Below are 16,438 nucleotides of genomic sequence, written 5' to 3'. Positions count from 1 at the left end.
ATAAAGCCTAAAATCTGCTTTCAAAACTTTTTATAACATCCACAACGTAGTCGATATCTTCTTTTTCAAGATTTGTATAAAAAGGAATAGCAATACACTGATTACCTGCTTTTTCCGTTATTTCAAAATCCCCTTCCTTGTATCCGTGGCTCTTTTTGTAGAAAGGTTGTAAATGGATAGGAGTAAAATACGGTTTGCATTCGACTCCGTTTTCTTTTAAGTAGTCTATTAGATGGTTTCTTATATCTTCCTCAACCCGAATCACATATACGAACCAGCTCATTTTGGTTACATTAGGGTCTATGATTGGTCTATTAACCCAGGGAATTTCCCTTAACCTTTTGTTGTAGTAGTCGGCTACTCCACTTCTTTTTTCGATGATTTCGTCTATTCTTTCCATTTGAGCAATGCCTAAGGCTGAGTGAATTTCGCTTAATCGATAATTATATCCTAATCTCTCATGGTAAAGCCATAACCCTGTTATTGCTCTTCCTTGGCTTCTCATACTTCGGCATAGTTCTGCTGTTTCGTCATTATTAGTTACTATAACCCCACCTTCTGCCGTTGTTATTTGCTTATTGGGATAAAATGCAAAAGCTGCCGCATCGGCAATACTCCCAGCTTTGATGTGATTATATGCACTTCCCAGGGATTCACAGGAATCTTCTATGAAAAAAAGATTATGTTTTTGGGCTATCTCTTTAACCTTTTTCATATCCATGGGTTGTCCAAAGGCATCTACTGTTAATATAGCTTTAGTTTTATCCGTAATTTTTTCTTCTATTTTATCGATATTAATGTTTAGGGTATCTTCATCAATATCAACAAAGACAGGGATTGCCTTTTCAAACAAAATACAATTAGATGAGGCAATAAAACTAAAAGGGGTAGTAATAACTTCATCCCCTTCTTTTATTCCTAGGGCCTTGATAATTAAGTGTAGGGCGCTGGTACCACTATTGACTGCTATAGCATGTTTTACCCCTATATATTCTGCTATCATTTTTTCAAATTCTTCAACTTTTGGTCCTATACTTAGAATCCCTGAGCGAAGTACTTTATTAACATATTCTATTTCTTTATCCGTAATATCAGGTCTTGATAAGGGGACTTGCTTTTTCATTTAATCACTCTCAATATCTGTTCTTTATTTTTTGCAACCTCTACCGTCGTTTCTGCCACTCTGATTTCTAGCTTAACAGTCACTTCTTTTATATCCCTTATGTCTTTTTTAATTTTATCTTGAGATAGGAACATACTTGTCATCATACCATCTTCTCCAACAGACTTTGAATGAAGTAAATCTATCCTATCCATAATCTGTTTTTGGCCAGTTTCTAGGTGATTTAGCCGTGTTTCCATGGTATCTAGCCGTACATCCATGGTATCTAGCCGTGCATCTATAGTATCTACTTTTTTATTAATATTACCAACATCTTGTTTTAGTCCTGTAAGCTCACCAAGTATTTTATTTAATATCTTTTCCATGTTATACCTCCCTCTGTTTTTATAAGATGGATAATATATTTATATACGGTAGGTCCTTTTCTTTTACTGTATTCTTTTTATCATCATTCCAAATTAGTATCATAAAGCCCTCTTTTTCTTTTATACTGTCGATATCATTTAGTAGCTGGCATTCCATATCTAAAGTACCGATAATATCACTTATGGTTATCCTAAGTACATTATATACCTCATCTTCTTTTCCGTATAGGTATATTGTTTTTATTCCATTTTTCCTTTGCTTTTCCAAAATGAGTTTTGCTACTGCCTGTATGCGAGTGATGGTTTCATATGTTCTAACTATGAAATGATATGTTTTTGCTGTTTTTTCTTTTATTCCTTCTGGTGTTAATATGTACTTTAGGGTTCTAGCATTTAGTCTTTCTATTTTTATTAGGCCGGTTTTTATCATCTTTTTTAATAATAAATTAACAGCACCTAGGGATAGGCCTGTTTTTTCTGCTATTTCCCGCTGGGTAATATGCTCATTTTCCTGTATATGGGTTAAAATTTCCAGTTCTTTTTCCATAGATAACTCTCCTTGTTCATAGTTTGAACGATTTTATTGTACTTCATTTTAAAAGGAGTTGTCAATGATTAAAAAGGGTCGGCATGAAAACCGACCCTATAGTTTATAGTGGGCTTAATAGATTTTATTTACTTCTGTTTCTGGATAATAGTGTTTTAAGATTTCTTTATACTTATATCCTTTATCTACCATACCTTTTACCCCGTTTTGGCTCATACCTGCCCCATGACCATTTCCCCCACCGTAAAAAGTATATCCTGTTAAATTGCCTTTTGAATCTTCCTTAGATTCTATAATAAAAAATGCACTGGGCATAATGTCATAGTCAGCCATCTTCGTTCCGTTGTATAAATTAGTAACTATATGATCTTTACCTTTTATATATTGCTTAGGTTGAAGAAGAAAACGAACATTGTATTCTGTAAGTACTTTCACTGTTGCCTTAGAGCCTATTAATACCATTTCTGTGATATTTCCTCCTTGACCCCTTTTTAATATATCTATCTTTTTAAGCTGCCCTATATTTTCAACTGGCCGGCTTCTGAATATATTGTTTTCATCTAATAATTTAATGAGCTTGGGGTTGGCTTGATATCTTTGTTTTATATTGGCATTAATAGAGGCGCTTAATTCTTCTAAGTCCATACTTACATTCCATCTAAACCATCCAAAATCCTTATCATATGCATCTATATCCTTTGACTTTATGAATCTTTTTATGTTTTCTTCCTTTGTAAGGTCTCCAAAGTTCTCCCCATCGAACTGCTTTTTAGAAATTAAGTAAGGGGGGGTATAGCTTGGAAATGACCTGTCACTATAATCTGCCCATACTTCTCCCGAATTAGCCGTATATCCACAGGAAGTAGAAAAAAAATTCGCATTTACAACATTGCCCTTATGGGTTATTCCTTCGTTTGTTGTATCCTTTACTGCCTGTATGGATATATCATTTTCAGGGATATTATTATAAACTTGGCATTGTACCGAATCATCGACATTTCCTCCATAAGTATAAAAACGATTGGCGAGAAACTGGACATAGGCATAACTTCTAGCTGTAACTGCCTGCACCTTTGCCGGTTCTATACCATAAGATGAAGGCATTTCACTAGGTATTACCGCATATAAATATTCCTCTATTGGAAGTTCGTTAACAATGCTATAGCCCCCATCTAACTTCATTATATCTAAGGTGCCGCGATATCTTGGATTTTCTCCGTTTCTAGTTATCGATAAAACTTTTAATTTACCCCTGCCCGATTTGGTTTTTATCCTTACCCTAGGCACCGAATCCGATAAATTTCTACTTACATCATTAATATTAAATCCGTCCCCTGCATTATAGAGTTTTTCTTCCTCTCCAATATAAACCATAAATTCCTCATCAGAAGTTACGATTGCTTCTTTATGTATTAGCCCTGTAAATCCTGTCTTATTAAGGGCAACCCTTATGTTTTTAGGCTCTGGCTTTTTTTCTATTAATGCAGCACAGACTTTTCCATCCTTTAAAATAAACCTTGCAATATCTTCACCTATAGTAAGACTGCTTAGGCTGCCCCACCCCGTCTTATCCCCGGATATATTATAAAGTTTATAGTCATTGCCTAGAGGAATATACCCCCGCCCTTCTAGTTCGATTTTATTTGACTCAGCCCGCAATACCTTCCCCCTAAGTTCTTCATCAAAGCTTTCTAAACTTAATATATTTCCTAGATTTATTTTAATATCTGCTATTTTTCCTTTTTCCGCACTAAAATCCTTTTGGGTGTGGTATGTTCTATGAACTCCCCCTACAAAAATTGTAATTTCATCCTTAACACTGTCGGGTATATAGCAATTAGTTATTGTAGGTTCTTCATTTTCTATTTTAATGAAACCAAATACTTCTTTGTCCTTTACTAGAACTCTTATTTGTTTATCGATATAAGCATCCATGGGAAGACCAAAAAAACTGTATATTCCTTTGTCTGTTCCCATATTCCATGCTTCAACCTCTGTATTATTAGCAGGGGTAGCTATTACTATAAGCGAAGCTTCTCTTATACCATAGGTCTTTTCAATACCCTTTTCCTCTGCTAGCTTATCCATTAATTTAAGGTAAATATTTACCCATTCCTTATAGGATATATGCTGCTTTTGTTTTTCTTTGGATAAATTCATTTTTACATTATACTTTCCCTTCCCTAACCTTTCTAAAATGGTTTGGGCTTGGGAATAAGTCAAAGGTTCTAAGGGGTTAAAAGTATCCCCTGAACCATTCATAAAACCCTGTATGCTCACCACATTGATGTACATATCGTACCAATCCTTAGGATTTACATCCTTATACTTTATCTCTCTATCCATTGTTTTTATATCGCCAAAATCATTGTAGGTTAAAGCAATCATCTTAGCCGCCAGTGCCCTAGATACAGTGATATCTGCATCTACGTCATATTTATGGGTTAGAGGGGCTTCCATCTTTTTTTCTTCTATTATAAGTTCTTCACCTTTTACTTGCGTTTTATCCTTTGGTAGCCCTTGATAACAGGAAGAAAGTACAGCAATGTTACATAAAAAAATACTTATACAGAATATGGTTTTGATTTTCATAGATTTCCTCCTTTATTTTCCGTAGATTAAATAGTTGTCCATATTTTATATGTATGTTTACTTTATGGTAATGTATGCACCATTTTTTGTAAACATAATAGACTCAAATATCCTAAGGACTTTTTCGACAAAGCTCGTTCAAAATAGTTAAAAAACAACAAATAAATGTAAGAATAATATTTACATGTTTATTTATTTTCGAAATTAATATATAATAATATTAAACTATATTTTAAGAGGGGGATATTATGGATTTTGAAATCTTATATTCAAATCCCTATGTTCAATTAATTGAAAAAGAAGATGGTTTCTACATAGAAACTTTTAAAGCTGGTTACAATCTAGATGAATTTAATCAAGTTTTGATAGACTTTCCCCAAGTTAAGATTGTAAACTTTCTTGCTTTAAGGAGGGCTATTTTAGATGCTCCCCAACCCATGTATAAATTTGCTGTCAAAAGGGAAAAAATAGAACTTGATGTAAGCAGTGACCATCTTAAAGCCTATATTACGCTTTTTGTACCAGATTCCGACTTAGTTGGGGCAAAAAGAAAGGAAATTTCTTTACAAATTTTAGAGGCCCTTCAGAAAAAAGGTGTAGTATATGGGATTATGCAGGATGTCTTATTGTATAACTTAAAGCCAAAGGTAAAAACCCTAATTGCCAAGGGCAAACTACCGGTAAATGGTGAACACTCTAAGATTAAGATGTATGAACTTATCGAACCAAAACCAACACTAACTGAAGACGGCACTGTTAACCATTATGAATTAAGTTTGATTAATAAGGTGAGTGAGGGGGATTGGCTTGGAGAAAGGATTGATGCTACCCCCGGCGAACCAGGCAAATCGGTGCTTGGAGAAGAAATTCCTGCAAAATCTGGCAAACAGTTCCCTCTTCATTATGATAAACAATCCGTAGAAGAAGTATATGATAAGGAAAAGGGCGTTACAATATTAGTAGCCAAAAAAACCGGTGCTGTATTTTACAGGAATGAAGTAATCTATGTTTATGATTATCTTGAAATTGATGGGGATGTTTCTTTTGAGACCGGTAATATCAACTTTGACGGTTTTATCAATATAAGGGGTTCTATTGAAGATAACTTTTCAGTTAAAGCCAAAAATGATATTGAAGTCTTAGGTGATATGGGAGTTGGTGGAGTAGAAAATATCCAAAGTAAGGATGGCTGTATTTATATTCGCGGCGGAATTGCAGGGAAAAACAAAGCCCGTATATTCTGCAAACAAGATTTATTTACTAAATTTGCTTCTGAATGTACCATAGAATGTGAAGGAACGGTACACATTGGGTTTTATGCCATTAATTGCAATATCAAGGCAAAACAGGTTATCTTCGAGTCTAGAAGCAGCAGAATCATCGGCGGTAATATTGATGCTGAGATTAAAGTTGTTGTTAATGAAGTAGGCAACCGTACCTATATCCCTACGACCATAACCTTACAGGGCTTTAATCGTAGAGAGTTTAAAGACAGATTTGATGAAATAAATGCATCCATCAAAGAAATGAATGAAAAATTAGTTGATTTCAAGCATAAATTAGCTATTTATAGGGGAAGTGAAAATCTATCCGACAGTCAGAAATTCGAACAAAAAAAGATAACCAGGGAATTTGCAATTTTAAGGGAAGATCTTAAGAAATTGCATTCAGAAAGGAAAAAATATATATCTTATTTACGTACAAAGGGTGAGGGTGAAATTTCCGTTGCAGGCCAAATTCATGGAAATACTACTTTAACTATTAGAAATCACATCAAAAGAATTATTGATGAGGAAAGAGGTCCTATAACTTATTATCTCCTTGACAATGAATTAAGATCAGAATAAATACTTACTTATATTAGGGGGCAGGTTGTATATGAATTATGATGAGATTTTATACAAGGTAAACAAGCAAAAAGATTCTCAACAAATTACAAACCAATTGTATCGATATACGGGATTGATTCATGCTATACAGTTTTTTTCCCAGAGATTTAGTTATGAGCAAATACTAGATTATATCTATGACTTTTTAAATGAACTTCTTATAGTGGATCAAATTGCAGTATTTGCAAAAAAATCCGATCAGTATGTCCTAACAAAATCAAAAGGCTTTGATCTAAACTCATATACAATACCTTTTGATAATAATTATGATATGATTGCTACTTTTCATGGACATATTCTAAAAGAAGAGGATTTGGAACGTTTCCTCCCTAAGGATTTACTTTATGCATTTCCCTCTCGCCTCGGGGTCCCTTTAATCGTAGAGGATGAATTATACGGGTTTATACTGACTAATCGTATAGAAAACAACCCTGAATTTGGACAGGATGATTATATTATCGCTGAAGCCCTTATGCAGCTATTTAGCACATCTCTTTCTAATTACAAGAGTTATCAAGACCTTCATGAGGCCAAATTAGAATTAGATGAAAAGATATTCAACCTCTTTGCAATTAATCAGTCTTCTAAAGTTCTCCTTAGCGAGCTTAATCTATCTAATCTTTATAGTCTTTCTATAGACGTCTTTTCAGAACTTACCCAAAGTTCCATTACATCCTTCTTTTTATATGATGATAAGGGGGAATGTTTTACCCTCCGAGGAATGAAAGATACTTTTAATCCCAATAATAACTTTGTGTTATCCGTATATCCCACCCACGATTACCATCTAGATAGAATGAAGCCTATTTTGGATATGAATAATTTAGAGGATGCTGCATTTTTCAATAGCTTTTTTAACAATATACAAGACATAATGCCTCTCCTTAATCCTTCATATATAGTACTTCTTATAAAAAACGGCAAGTTGCTAGGCTTTGTAACCTTAGGAGAAAGTATTACAGAAAAGCCCTATAATAAAGGAATTTTTGAATTAATTGAAAGCCTTGCCTCCTCAACATATATAGCTTTATCCAATGCTAAGTACTTTAATGAAACCAATGAACAAAAGGCATTATTGCAAAATAAATTTGACCGTTTAGTTTCTCTTAATCATCTAATGAAAAATATAAACAGTGCCTCTACAGTTGATCAGTTATCCCGCTTAATTCTAAGTACCCTACATATTTCCTTTGGGATAAAAAAAGGTTTTTTAGCCTTATCGGATGCCTCTCATAGTAACTTTAAAATCTTAGAATCCATTGGCATGAAAAACTGCCCTCAGATCTTTACCTTAACTGAAAATATGTCTTGTTTGATAGAAGGAGAGCATTTTATTGTTAATAGTAAGGATCAACTTCCAGTATTGCTTCCTAAGGAGTTGTCTGATTGCTTAGATTGCGGAAGTGGAGCCCTTTTTGTTCCAATTTGTATTGAGAGGATTGAAACTGAATTATTAGGCGTTATAGCAATCTTTGAGTTTTCTGAAACCATCATTTCAGACCAAGAAAGTGTGCTTATTGTAGATACCATTGCTAACCATATTGCTCCTGTATTGTACCATTTAAATCAAATGGAAGTTCAAAGCAACCTCCTATCTCCTAACCATCAAAATATACTCTTTAAGGATTTGGAGTCGTATATTGTTGAAGCAGAAGAATTATTTATGGATTTAGAAATAATTCATATACACAGTAACAGTTTTTCATTTAATGAGATAAAACTTCCCGATGTATTTATAGAACAGTTTAAACACTTTTACCCGATTTCAAAAACCGATGTATTTATAGTTGCCTTTGAAAGTTCTAACTCTGAAGACTTAAATCTCCTACTTCCTAAGGAATATGATTTATCAATTTATAAATACAAGAAGGATTTTTTCTCCTTAGAGGAGTTTAAGAGATTATTCTCATAAAAATATATAAAACCACAAAAAAATACCTGCTAAGCAGGTATTTTTAATTAAGTTATGACCCAAAATGCCGTTTCCCTGTATTTTGATGCCCTAGCCCCAGCTAGGTGGGTATTCTCATTAGAATATTTGCCTTCCTTCGCCCAAAGGGAATTACTTAAGGCCTGACATCCACTCTAAAATATGGAATTCCCGATCAAAAAGTGTAGGTTCAAAATAACAGGTTTGTCGAACACCTCAGGAAACATATCGTTTATTTGTAAATTTATTATATCATATTTCACTAAAAAATCAAGTCATTTATAAATTTAGGCTTTTCCTTTTTATTCAATAACAAGAAGCATATAACTTTTATATTATTTCATCAATAAATAAATCCCTTTCATCCCTTAAATCCACCAACGCATTGTCTACCCGCACAATTGGTCTAGATAGATTATTAGAATTGATGAACATAATCTCCCCCTCTTCACCGGTGGATAACCTCACCCAACAATTCAAATAATTATATGCAATATTTTTCAAAAATGAAAGAAGAAACTTAGTATCTAGTTTTCCATAAGCCTCCTGTTCAAAAGTTTCAATCACTTTAAAGGGGCAAAATCGTTCTCTATATGATCTATCAGAGGTCATAGCATCATAGATATCTGCTATGGCTACGATTTTTGCAAAATCATTTATTTGGTTTTCTCTTGCCCCTAGGGGATATCCTGTTCCATCATATTTTTCATGGTGCATTAAGACTGCCATTTTTATATCATTATGTATGTCCTGACTTTCTATCATTCTAAATCCATAGATTGTATGTTTTTTGATTTCCTCAAACTCTTCTGGTGTTAATTTCCCCGGTTTATTTAATATCTTAGTATCAATTTTTGTTTTTCCGATATCGTGGATTAATCCTGCCACGGTTAGATTCTTAAGCTCTTCCCCATAGATGCCTAACCATTGCCCAAATATATTACAAAGCAAGGAAACATTTACTGAGTGAGTATAGGTATAATCATCACCGGATCTTAGATTATGGAGAAAGGCAAATATATCGCTTTTTGATTCTAGTATATCTATCATATCCTTGCTCATGGTAAACAGTTCCGATATGTTTATGGTTTTACCTTCACCTATATCCATTATATGATTATGGAGGGCATCTAAATTGGTTTCATAGGAGGATTTAAAAGTATTAAAGGCTTCTGCCTTTTTGATGCTTCTGCTATCTACCTCTTTAGGCTCTCTTCGCATATATCCAATGGATACTTTCTCATTAATAAAAACATAATCGATATTATATATCCTAAGTTTATTTATATTTTTTTCATTAAGCTCAGTTCCTCCGACAAGAAGTCGCAACCCTGTCAAACTAAACACATCTTCTGCTAAAATCATGCCGGGTTTTAAATCCGCTGCAGAAATTATTTGTTTAAACTCCTCCGCCATTATACCCCCCCCACCTATTAAGGTATTATTTTCCAATCGGAAACTTCTTGATAAAAATTAAGATTTGTAAAAGTATCGCTCCCAGGATGATGAATATATCCGCAATATTGAAAATAGGGCATCTTTTAAAATTGAAATAAAAAAATCCACCACATGGCCTTTTTTTATTCTGTCTATTAAGTTTCCTATCCCACCTCCTATGATAAATCCTACAGCTAATTTTGTCAAAACAAATCCTTTGCCCTTAATTAGTTTTAGAATGTATAATACAAGACCAATAATGGGGGGAATTGTAATTATCTTTATAGTCCTTGGAAATCTTTCAAATAAATTCAACGCTGCCCCTTTATTCTTATGAATTGTTAAATGGATTTTATTATCGAATATAGGATAATATTTCCCTTCATATAAGTTTTGTAGGGCAATTTTCTTTGTATATTGATCTAATATAATTATGCCGATAATTATTACTAAAAAAATCATAGGCTTATCCTTTCTTAGCTCTTATAAAGATTTATGAGAACTTAAAAAATAGCAAAAGACTTATTATTCCTGCAATTGTAGGGGTTCCAAACCAACCCATTAAAATATTACGGACTGTTTTAAAGCTTATGGTGTTTACTCCTTTTACAAGACCAATACCTACTATGGCACCTACCACAGCTTGGGAAGTCGGTACAGGTATTCCTATTTTGACAAAAATAAAGACTGTCATAGCTGATGCAATTACAGAGATTAAACCAGATATCGGCGAAAGAGTCACTAGGTTCTCCCCTACTGTCTTCATTACACCCTTACTGTAGGTGATTACCCCAATAGCCATTGTTATGCCCCCGATTAACAAGGCCTCCTTAGTAGTTAATATATTTATATTTCCTGTGTATATGGCAGTTGCATTGGCAACACTATTTCCCCCTAAGGAATATGCAGCAAAAATACCTGATACATAATACGTAATCCTAATAATATTATCGTATATCCCATAATTCTTAATTCTTTTTTCTATATATCTCTCAAAGATTTTGTATAAGATGAAGGCGAGAATGGCAGCTGTAAAAGGGGTAGTAAGCCATGCCGTAAAAAATTTAATCCCTTCGGAAAAATCTGCTCTTCCATTTATTATTGCACCACCTATAATTGCCCCTATAACGGCCTGTGAAGTAGATACGGGTAGGCGAAACATAGTCATAATTGTCACTGTAATAGCTGCGGCTAACATAGCCAAAAAGGCTTGCATTTCTGTGTTTATACCGCTGTTATAAGAATAGGTGCTTACCTTAGAGAGCCCTCTTGCTCCTTCTAGGAAAGCCCCTACTATCACAAATACTGCTGTTAGTATTATAGCTGTTTTATATTTTACCTTTCTTGTGGATACAGCAACGGCAAAACAACTAGAAGCGCCATTGCTACCCAAAGCCCATCCTAACACCGCCCCTGAAATAACTGAAGGTGATATCATGATTATCATACCTTTCTTAATACCATAATCATTTCTAGCATATCGGATATATCTTCTCCTACATCCGATATATCTGCTATATCAGAAATTATAGTTTTAATTTGATTCTTCTTTGCTAACTCTATATCCATTCTAAAAAGTGTACGTATTGCATTGTATTCTATTTCATCAATCTCCGACTCTAATTTTGCAATTTTAACAAGTTTTTTATGATTTGTTTCCAATTGATGGAAATTGTTAAAAATATCGTTGATTAATTCCTTAAGATATTTTAACTGAATCTTCGTTTTACTATTTATTTCCCCTATAGCAGGTTTAAGTTCATCGAAAAATTCGATTTGTTGGAGGAAAATCTGCTTAATTGTTTCCTCACATTTGTTTGCAATATCGTCTATTAATTCAATGAGTTTTAAAATCTCCCGTCTTGATTCAGGAAGCAATGCCCCCTTTAGGAGGGATTGAATAATTTCATGACGAATACTGTCTGCTTTAGCTTCTGCTCTATCTACCTCTTTAGCCATTTTTTCGATTTCAGGGTTTAATCCTTTGCAGTTTAGTTCATCTAAGGCATGGATAAATAACTCATTGCACTCTAGAACAGCTGCCATATGCTGGTTCATAAGATCTAGTATTCTCCGCTCTCTTTTAAATAATCCCATAATAGCACCCCTTCTGTGAATAATTGCTACATTTAATATAACACAAAAATATGTTTTGTTAATCACTTTATTATTATTTAGTCAATTGTAAATTTTTGTATATTGTGCTATAATATGATTTAATCTATTATATATGGTAAATTATGAAGACATCCTTATAAGCTTTTAGTTGATTGTTGTTTTTTTAACTAAAACTAACCCTAAAGTTGTTGTAATATCCACTGCTAACCATTATAATAGTTAAGGAGTAATTGGTCTATGTATTATTAATCTTTTGAAAGGTGGAGTAAAAATGGCATTAGTAACAACAAAAGAAATGTTTAATAAGGCATTCGAAGGAAAATATGCTATCGGTGCTTTTAACATCAACAACATGGAAATTGTCCAAGCAATTACCCGTGCTGCAGGAAGTCTTAAGTCTCCTGTAATTCTTCAAGTATCTAAAAGTGCCCTAAAATATGCAGGCCCTGGATACTTAAAGGGAATGGTTGATGCTGCAATCGAAGAAACAGGGATTGACATTGCTCTTCATCTGGACCATGGTCCTGATCTTGAGACTGTTAAAGAAGTAATCGATGCAGGATTTACTTCCGTTATGTTTGACGGTTCCCATTATGATTATGAAACCAACGTGGCAAAAACTAAAGAAGTTGTAGAATATGCCCATGCAAGAGGGGTAGTAGTTGAAGCTGAATTAGGAAAATTAGCAGGGGTTGAAGATGATGTAAGTGTATCTGCTGAAGATGCTACATATACCGATCCAGACCAAGCTGTTGACTTTGTACAAAGAACAGGGGTTGATTCTTTAGCAATAGCTATTGGTACAAGCCACGGAGCTTATAAATTTAAAGGCGAGGCAAAATTAGATTTTGACCGTCTAGAAACTATTACAGCTAAATTAGAAGCTGCAGGAATCCACAACTTCCCAATTGTACTTCATGGTGCTTCTTCTGTTGATGCTGCTTCTGTTGCAACCTGCAATAAATATGGCGGAAAAATCCAAGGGGCTGCGGGTGTTCCAAATGAAATGTTAAGAAAAGCAGCTTCCATGTCCGTATGTAAAATCAATATGGATACAGATATAAGACTTGCTATGACAGCAGCTGTTCGCGAAGTATTTGGTGAAAACCCAGCTGAATTTGACCCAAGAAAATATCTTGGTGCTGCAAGGGATCAAATTGAAAAACTGGTAGAACTAAAAATCAAAGATGTATTAGGTTCTAATAATGCCCTATAAAAAATACCCGCTAAGCGGGTATTTTTTATATTTTATTTTCCACAGCATTTCTTATATTTTAGGCCACTGCCACAGGGGCAAGGTTCATTTCTTCCTACTTTTTTAGGCTTTATAACTATTTTTGATTGATTGTATTCTTTTTTAATTTCATCTCTTTTTTCTTTTGTTAAAATATTATCCCATGCTGAAATCGTATATAGCCACTCTGCTCCTGCATCTAGCATATTCCAGTAAAGTTTTTCATAATCGATATTTAGGTGAATGCTAGTATCTTCAGTGAGTTCTTCTAAATTAATTTCTGGAGATATACTGGTATTAATACCATCTATAAAACCTGCAAACTCAACATTAGTCATTTTGTATTCTTTTGCCAAATCCTTGAATACACCACTAACTTCCTGAGTGTGTTCTCCTAAAATCTTTTCGTAGACATTTTTCTCTTTTTCAAGATAATCTTGAATATACTTTGTTTGTGCTTCCTTAGTAGGTTGTGAGTCTATGGACTTTTCCCATTGCTGATACAAATTCATGAATATTACTCCTTTTCTTTATCTTATCTAGTATAGATTTCTAACTATGAGCTGGTTTATTTTAGTTCATCAATATAACTTGCTAGAATCTCTCCATAGTATATCACATGATAATCATGATTGGAATAAGATTTTTTATTGATTAAGGAATCTAATAGCCCGGGTTCTATCGTCTGTTTATGGACTATTCTACACTCATAATATAGATTACAACCATCGATTATAGGTGTATCTATAACCTTACCCTTTGAAATTTTTAGATTACATTCTTTAAATTTATCAATATCCCTTCCTGATTTTGTTCCACAAAAGCCCAGCTCCTTTTTTAGCTGTCCTTTTAGAGGAATACTAATGGTGAATTCACTGTTTTTTTCGATTATATCATAGGTATATCTAGAATAACGAACCATAACAGTAAAAATTGGCTTCTTCCACATAAAACCTATATTTCCCCAGCCAATGGTCATAGTATTGGTATCTTTATCGGTTTTTGTAGTCAAAAAAGCGCCTTTAGGAAGCTGCTCTAGCAACTGCTTAGCATATTCATTATACCCTACATCTTTGAACATAATTAATCCTCCTAATTTATTTATATTTATTAATTAATCATCTTAATATAAGGCTCCTACCGTACTATAATATAGCATATTCATTTTTTATGTGCAAAAGTTTATGGTCCTATTGCTATAATTAAGCAATAGGACCATAAATCTTAGATTATCTTAATATCTCATCTACCATCTTTTTCATTTCATCTTTCCCACATACAGTAGTATGGAGGATTGGTCGTTTGTCGATATCTTTTATCCCTAAGGGGATATCATTTTTAGTTAGTTCCTTCATTTTTTCCATTAGTTCAAAATCCGAGTATTTGTCATATTTATCGTCTATGGCATTCATAACGCTATTTGTAAATTTGTATGGACTTGCGGTGGATACTATAATAGCCTTTGTATTATCCTTTGTCTTTTTTGTATAGGTCTTATACACATAATAAGCTACTGCAGTATGGGTATCCATCAAATACCCTGAGTTTTCAAATAATTCCTTTATAGATTTTAGGGTTTCTTCTTGAGTAGCAAAACTTCCATAAAAGTCTTTTAATTTATCTTTCATAGTGGCTGTTATTTGATAATTACCCTTGATTCTTAGATCTTCCATTAACTCTTTTGTTGTATTAGGATTCTCATCGGCAATTTGATATATGAGTCTTTCTAAATTACTAGAAATTAAAATATCCATAGAAGGGGATACTGTCAGTATAAACTCCCTTTCCTTATCATATTTACCCGTGTCAAAGAAATCATATAGCACTTTATTATCATTGGATGCACATATTAATTTTTTAATGGGAAGTCCCATTTCTTTAGCATAGAAAGCTGCTAATATATTTCCAAAGTTTCCTGTAGGAACTACCACATTTATAGCATCATTTAAAGATATTTCTTCCTTTTGCACCATTTGGAAGTACGCATAAAAGTAATATACCACTTGAGGCACCAAGCGTCCTATATTGATAGAGTTAGCAGATGATAACATATATCCATTTTCATTTAGTTTTTTGTTAAACTCGGTATCTGCAAATATTTGTTTAACTCCGTTTTGGGCGTCATCAAAATTTCCCTTTATGCCTATTACATATGTATTTTCACCGGTCTGTGTAGTCATTTGACGTTTTTGGATTTCACTTACCCCATCCTGAGGAAAAAACACTATAATTTTTGTTCCCTCTACATCAGCAAAACCTTCTAGAGCTGCTTTTCCCGTATCTCCGGAGGTAGCAGTTAGAATTACTATTTCCTTTTCTATATTAAGTTTTTTAGCTGCGGTTTTTAGAAGATGGGGCAATATAGAAAGTGCCATATCTTTAAATGCTAAAGTAGGCCCATGGAATAATTCCAAAAAATAAGCCCCCCCTTTTTTTATTAAAGGTGCTATCTCATCAGTATCAAATTTCTTATCATAGGCCTTATCAATACATTCTTTTAATTCGTTTTCCTTAAAATCACTTAGAAAGTGTTTCATTATATGATAAGCTAGTTCCTGATAGTTCATATCCTTTAATTGTTCTAGGCTATACTCTAATTTAGGTAGTTTTTCTGGTACAAATAATCCACCATCATTGGCTATTCCTTGAACTATGGCTTGGGAAGCTAGTATGTTTTCTTGTCCTCCCCTGGTACTTTTGTATTTTATTTGACTCATTGGATTTCCTCCTCAAGTTATAAAAAAGATATTTATTTATAGATTATATCATAAAAATTGAAATAATATAATTAATTTTTAGCTACATAAAAATGCCACCCAACTGGGTGGCATTAGTGTAGCGACATACTTAAATATATAATAGTTTATTATTATAATTTAGATACATTCGCTGCTTGAGGTCCTCTAGCACCTTCAACAACGTCGAATTCTACTGCTTGACCTTCTTCCAAAGTTTTGAATCCATCTCCTTGGATAGCAGAGAAGTGTACGAATACATCATCTTCACCTTCTACAGAAATAAAGCCAAATCCTTTCTCTGCGTTAAACCATTTAACTGTACCTTTTTTCATTTAAAATCCTCCAAAACAATTATTTATTTGGCATATTGCCTATTTAAAAGTATCACATATTTGGGTTAATGTCAACGTGGTTATGAAAAATATTTTATTTTTACCCAATGTCAATACTTATATCTTTATTTTT

At 33.5% G+C, this 16,438-nt stretch carries 15 protein-coding genes and 1 other RNA gene; 3 read left to right on the top strand and 13 right to left on the bottom strand.

Annotated features, from left to right (window positions below; all coding sequences use genetic code 11):
* Positions 1-7: 7 nt before the first annotated feature.
* The 4 genes from GX308_09685 to GX308_09670 form a co-directional block, all read right to left on the bottom strand.
* On the bottom strand, positions 8-1,123 hold the full coding sequence (locus tag GX308_09685; protein NLK22321.1) for a DegT/DnrJ/EryC1/StrS family aminotransferase: 1,116 nt from the start codon (positions 1,121-1,123) through the stop codon (positions 8-10).
* On the bottom strand, positions 1,120-1,488 hold the full coding sequence (locus GX308_09680; GenBank protein ID NLK22320.1) for a hypothetical protein: 369 nt from the start codon (positions 1,486-1,488) through the stop codon (positions 1,120-1,122). The genes GX308_09685 and GX308_09680 overlap by 4 nt, the downstream gene beginning before the upstream one ends.
* A 19-nt stretch (positions 1,489-1,507) precedes the next feature.
* Complete coding sequence (locus GX308_09675) at positions 1,508-2,035, bottom strand: winged helix-turn-helix transcriptional regulator (protein NLK22319.1); 528 nt, start codon at positions 2,033-2,035, stop codon at positions 1,508-1,510.
* 114 nt (positions 2,036-2,149) lie between these two features.
* Entirely contained in the window at positions 2,150-4,627 is a 2,478-nt protein-coding gene (locus GX308_09670; GenBank protein ID NLK22318.1) for a SpoIID/LytB domain-containing protein, read from the bottom strand.
* 248 nt (positions 4,628-4,875) lie between these two features.
* Between GX308_09670 and GX308_09665 the strand changes: the two genes are divergently transcribed.
* On the top strand, positions 4,876-6,474 hold the full coding sequence (locus tag GX308_09665; GenBank protein ID NLK22317.1) for a DUF342 domain-containing protein: 1,599 nt from the start codon (positions 4,876-4,878) through the stop codon (positions 6,472-6,474).
* A gap of 31 nt (positions 6,475-6,505) precedes the next feature.
* Entirely contained in the window at positions 6,506-8,428 is a 1,923-nt protein-coding gene (locus tag GX308_09660) for a hypothetical protein (GenBank protein NLK22316.1), read from the top strand.
* A 52-nt stretch (positions 8,429-8,480) separates the two neighbouring features.
* Here GX308_09660 and ssrS read toward each other — a convergent pair.
* From ssrS to GX308_09635, 5 genes are all read right to left on the bottom strand, one after another.
* A non-coding RNA gene (gene ssrS, locus GX308_09655) (6S RNA) lies at positions 8,481-8,672 on the bottom strand.
* A 104-nt stretch (positions 8,673-8,776) separates the two neighbouring features.
* Positions 8,777-9,862 carry an HD-GYP domain-containing protein gene (locus tag GX308_09650; GenBank protein ID NLK22315.1) on the bottom strand — a complete coding sequence of 362 codons (1,086 nt, stop codon included), beginning with the start codon at positions 9,860-9,862 and terminating at the stop codon, positions 8,777-8,779.
* Positions 9,863-9,919: 57 nt separating this feature from the next.
* Entirely contained in the window at positions 9,920-10,345 is a 426-nt protein-coding gene (gene lspA / locus GX308_09645; GenBank protein NLK22314.1) for a signal peptidase II, read from the bottom strand.
* 31 nt (positions 10,346-10,376) lie between these two features.
* The gene (locus GX308_09640) at positions 10,377-11,321 is read right to left on the bottom strand and encodes an inorganic phosphate transporter (protein ID NLK22313.1); all 945 of its coding nucleotides are present in this window, start codon (positions 11,319-11,321) and stop codon (positions 10,377-10,379) included.
* Positions 11,322-11,326: 5 nt separating this feature from the next.
* Entirely contained in the window at positions 11,327-11,980 is a 654-nt protein-coding gene (locus GX308_09635; GenBank protein NLK22312.1) for a DUF47 family protein, read from the bottom strand.
* 292 nt (positions 11,981-12,272) lie between these two features.
* Between GX308_09635 and fba the strand changes: the two genes are divergently transcribed.
* The gene (fba, locus tag GX308_09630; protein NLK22311.1) at positions 12,273-13,217 is read left to right on the top strand and encodes a class II fructose-1,6-bisphosphate aldolase; all 945 of its coding nucleotides are present in this window, start codon (positions 12,273-12,275) and stop codon (positions 13,215-13,217) included.
* A gap of 32 nt (positions 13,218-13,249) precedes the next feature.
* Here the strand turns inward: fba and GX308_09625 are convergent, their stop codons facing one another.
* From GX308_09625 to GX308_09610, 4 genes are all read right to left on the bottom strand, one after another.
* Entirely contained in the window at positions 13,250-13,747 is a 498-nt protein-coding gene (locus GX308_09625; GenBank protein ID NLK22310.1) for an SEC-C domain-containing protein, read from the bottom strand.
* A 56-nt stretch (positions 13,748-13,803) separates the two neighbouring features.
* A complete protein-coding gene (locus GX308_09620; GenBank protein NLK22309.1) occupies positions 13,804-14,316 on the bottom strand; it encodes a flavin reductase family protein in 513 nt (170 codons plus the stop codon).
* Between the two features lie 148 nt (positions 14,317-14,464).
* On the bottom strand, positions 14,465-15,952 hold the full coding sequence (locus GX308_09615) for a threonine synthase (GenBank protein ID NLK22308.1): 1,488 nt from the start codon (positions 15,950-15,952) through the stop codon (positions 14,465-14,467).
* 152 nt (positions 15,953-16,104) lie between these two features.
* Complete coding sequence (locus GX308_09610) at positions 16,105-16,305, bottom strand: cold-shock protein (GenBank protein NLK22307.1); 201 nt, start codon at positions 16,303-16,305, stop codon at positions 16,105-16,107.
* Between the last annotated feature and the right edge of the window lie 133 nt (positions 16,306-16,438).

The organism is Candidatus Epulonipiscium sp. (assembly GCA_012519205.1).
Taxonomy (GTDB): domain Bacteria; phylum Bacillota; class Clostridia; order Lachnospirales; family Defluviitaleaceae; genus JAAYQR01.
This window is presented reverse-complemented; position numbering and strand designations above follow the sequence as displayed.

What these genes read in the sequence shown, in the direction of transcription:
- GX308_09685 (NLK22321.1), bottom strand. Translation starts at nt 1,123, where the DNA reads ATGAAAAAGCAAGTCCCCTTATCAAGACCTGATATTACGGATAAAGAA.
- GX308_09680 (NLK22320.1), bottom strand. Translation starts at nt 1,488, where the DNA reads ATGGAAAAGATATTAAATAAAATACTTGGTGAGCTTACAGGACTAAAA.
- GX308_09675 (NLK22319.1), bottom strand. Translation starts at nt 2,035, where the DNA reads ATGGAAAAAGAACTGGAAATTTTAACCCATATACAGGAAAATGAGCAT.
- GX308_09670 (NLK22318.1), bottom strand. Translation starts at nt 4,627, where the DNA reads ATGAAAATCAAAACCATATTCTGTATAAGTATTTTTTTATGTAACATT.
- GX308_09665 (NLK22317.1), top strand. Translation starts at nt 4,876, where the DNA reads ATGGATTTTGAAATCTTATATTCAAATCCCTATGTTCAATTAATTGAA.
- GX308_09660 (NLK22316.1), top strand. Translation starts at nt 6,506, where the DNA reads ATGAATTATGATGAGATTTTATACAAGGTAAACAAGCAAAAAGATTCT.
- GX308_09650 (NLK22315.1), bottom strand. Translation starts at nt 9,862, where the DNA reads ATGGCGGAGGAGTTTAAACAAATAATTTCTGCAGCGGATTTAAAACCC.
- lspA (NLK22314.1), bottom strand. Translation starts at nt 10,345, where the DNA reads ATGATTTTTTTAGTAATAATTATCGGCATAATTATATTAGATCAATAT.
- GX308_09640 (NLK22313.1), bottom strand. Translation starts at nt 11,321, where the DNA reads ATGATATCACCTTCAGTTATTTCAGGGGCGGTGTTAGGATGGGCTTTG.
- GX308_09635 (NLK22312.1), bottom strand. Translation starts at nt 11,980, where the DNA reads ATGGGATTATTTAAAAGAGAGCGGAGAATACTAGATCTTATGAACCAG.
- fba (NLK22311.1), top strand. Translation starts at nt 12,273, where the DNA reads ATGGCATTAGTAACAACAAAAGAAATGTTTAATAAGGCATTCGAAGGA.
- GX308_09625 (NLK22310.1), bottom strand. Translation starts at nt 13,747, where the DNA reads ATGAATTTGTATCAGCAATGGGAAAAGTCCATAGACTCACAACCTACT.
- GX308_09620 (NLK22309.1), bottom strand. Translation starts at nt 14,316, where the DNA reads ATGTTCAAAGATGTAGGGTATAATGAATATGCTAAGCAGTTGCTAGAG.
- GX308_09615 (NLK22308.1), bottom strand. Translation starts at nt 15,952, where the DNA reads ATGAGTCAAATAAAATACAAAAGTACCAGGGGAGGACAAGAAAACATA.
- GX308_09610 (NLK22307.1), bottom strand. Translation starts at nt 16,305, where the DNA reads ATGAAAAAAGGTACAGTTAAATGGTTTAACGCAGAGAAAGGATTTGGC.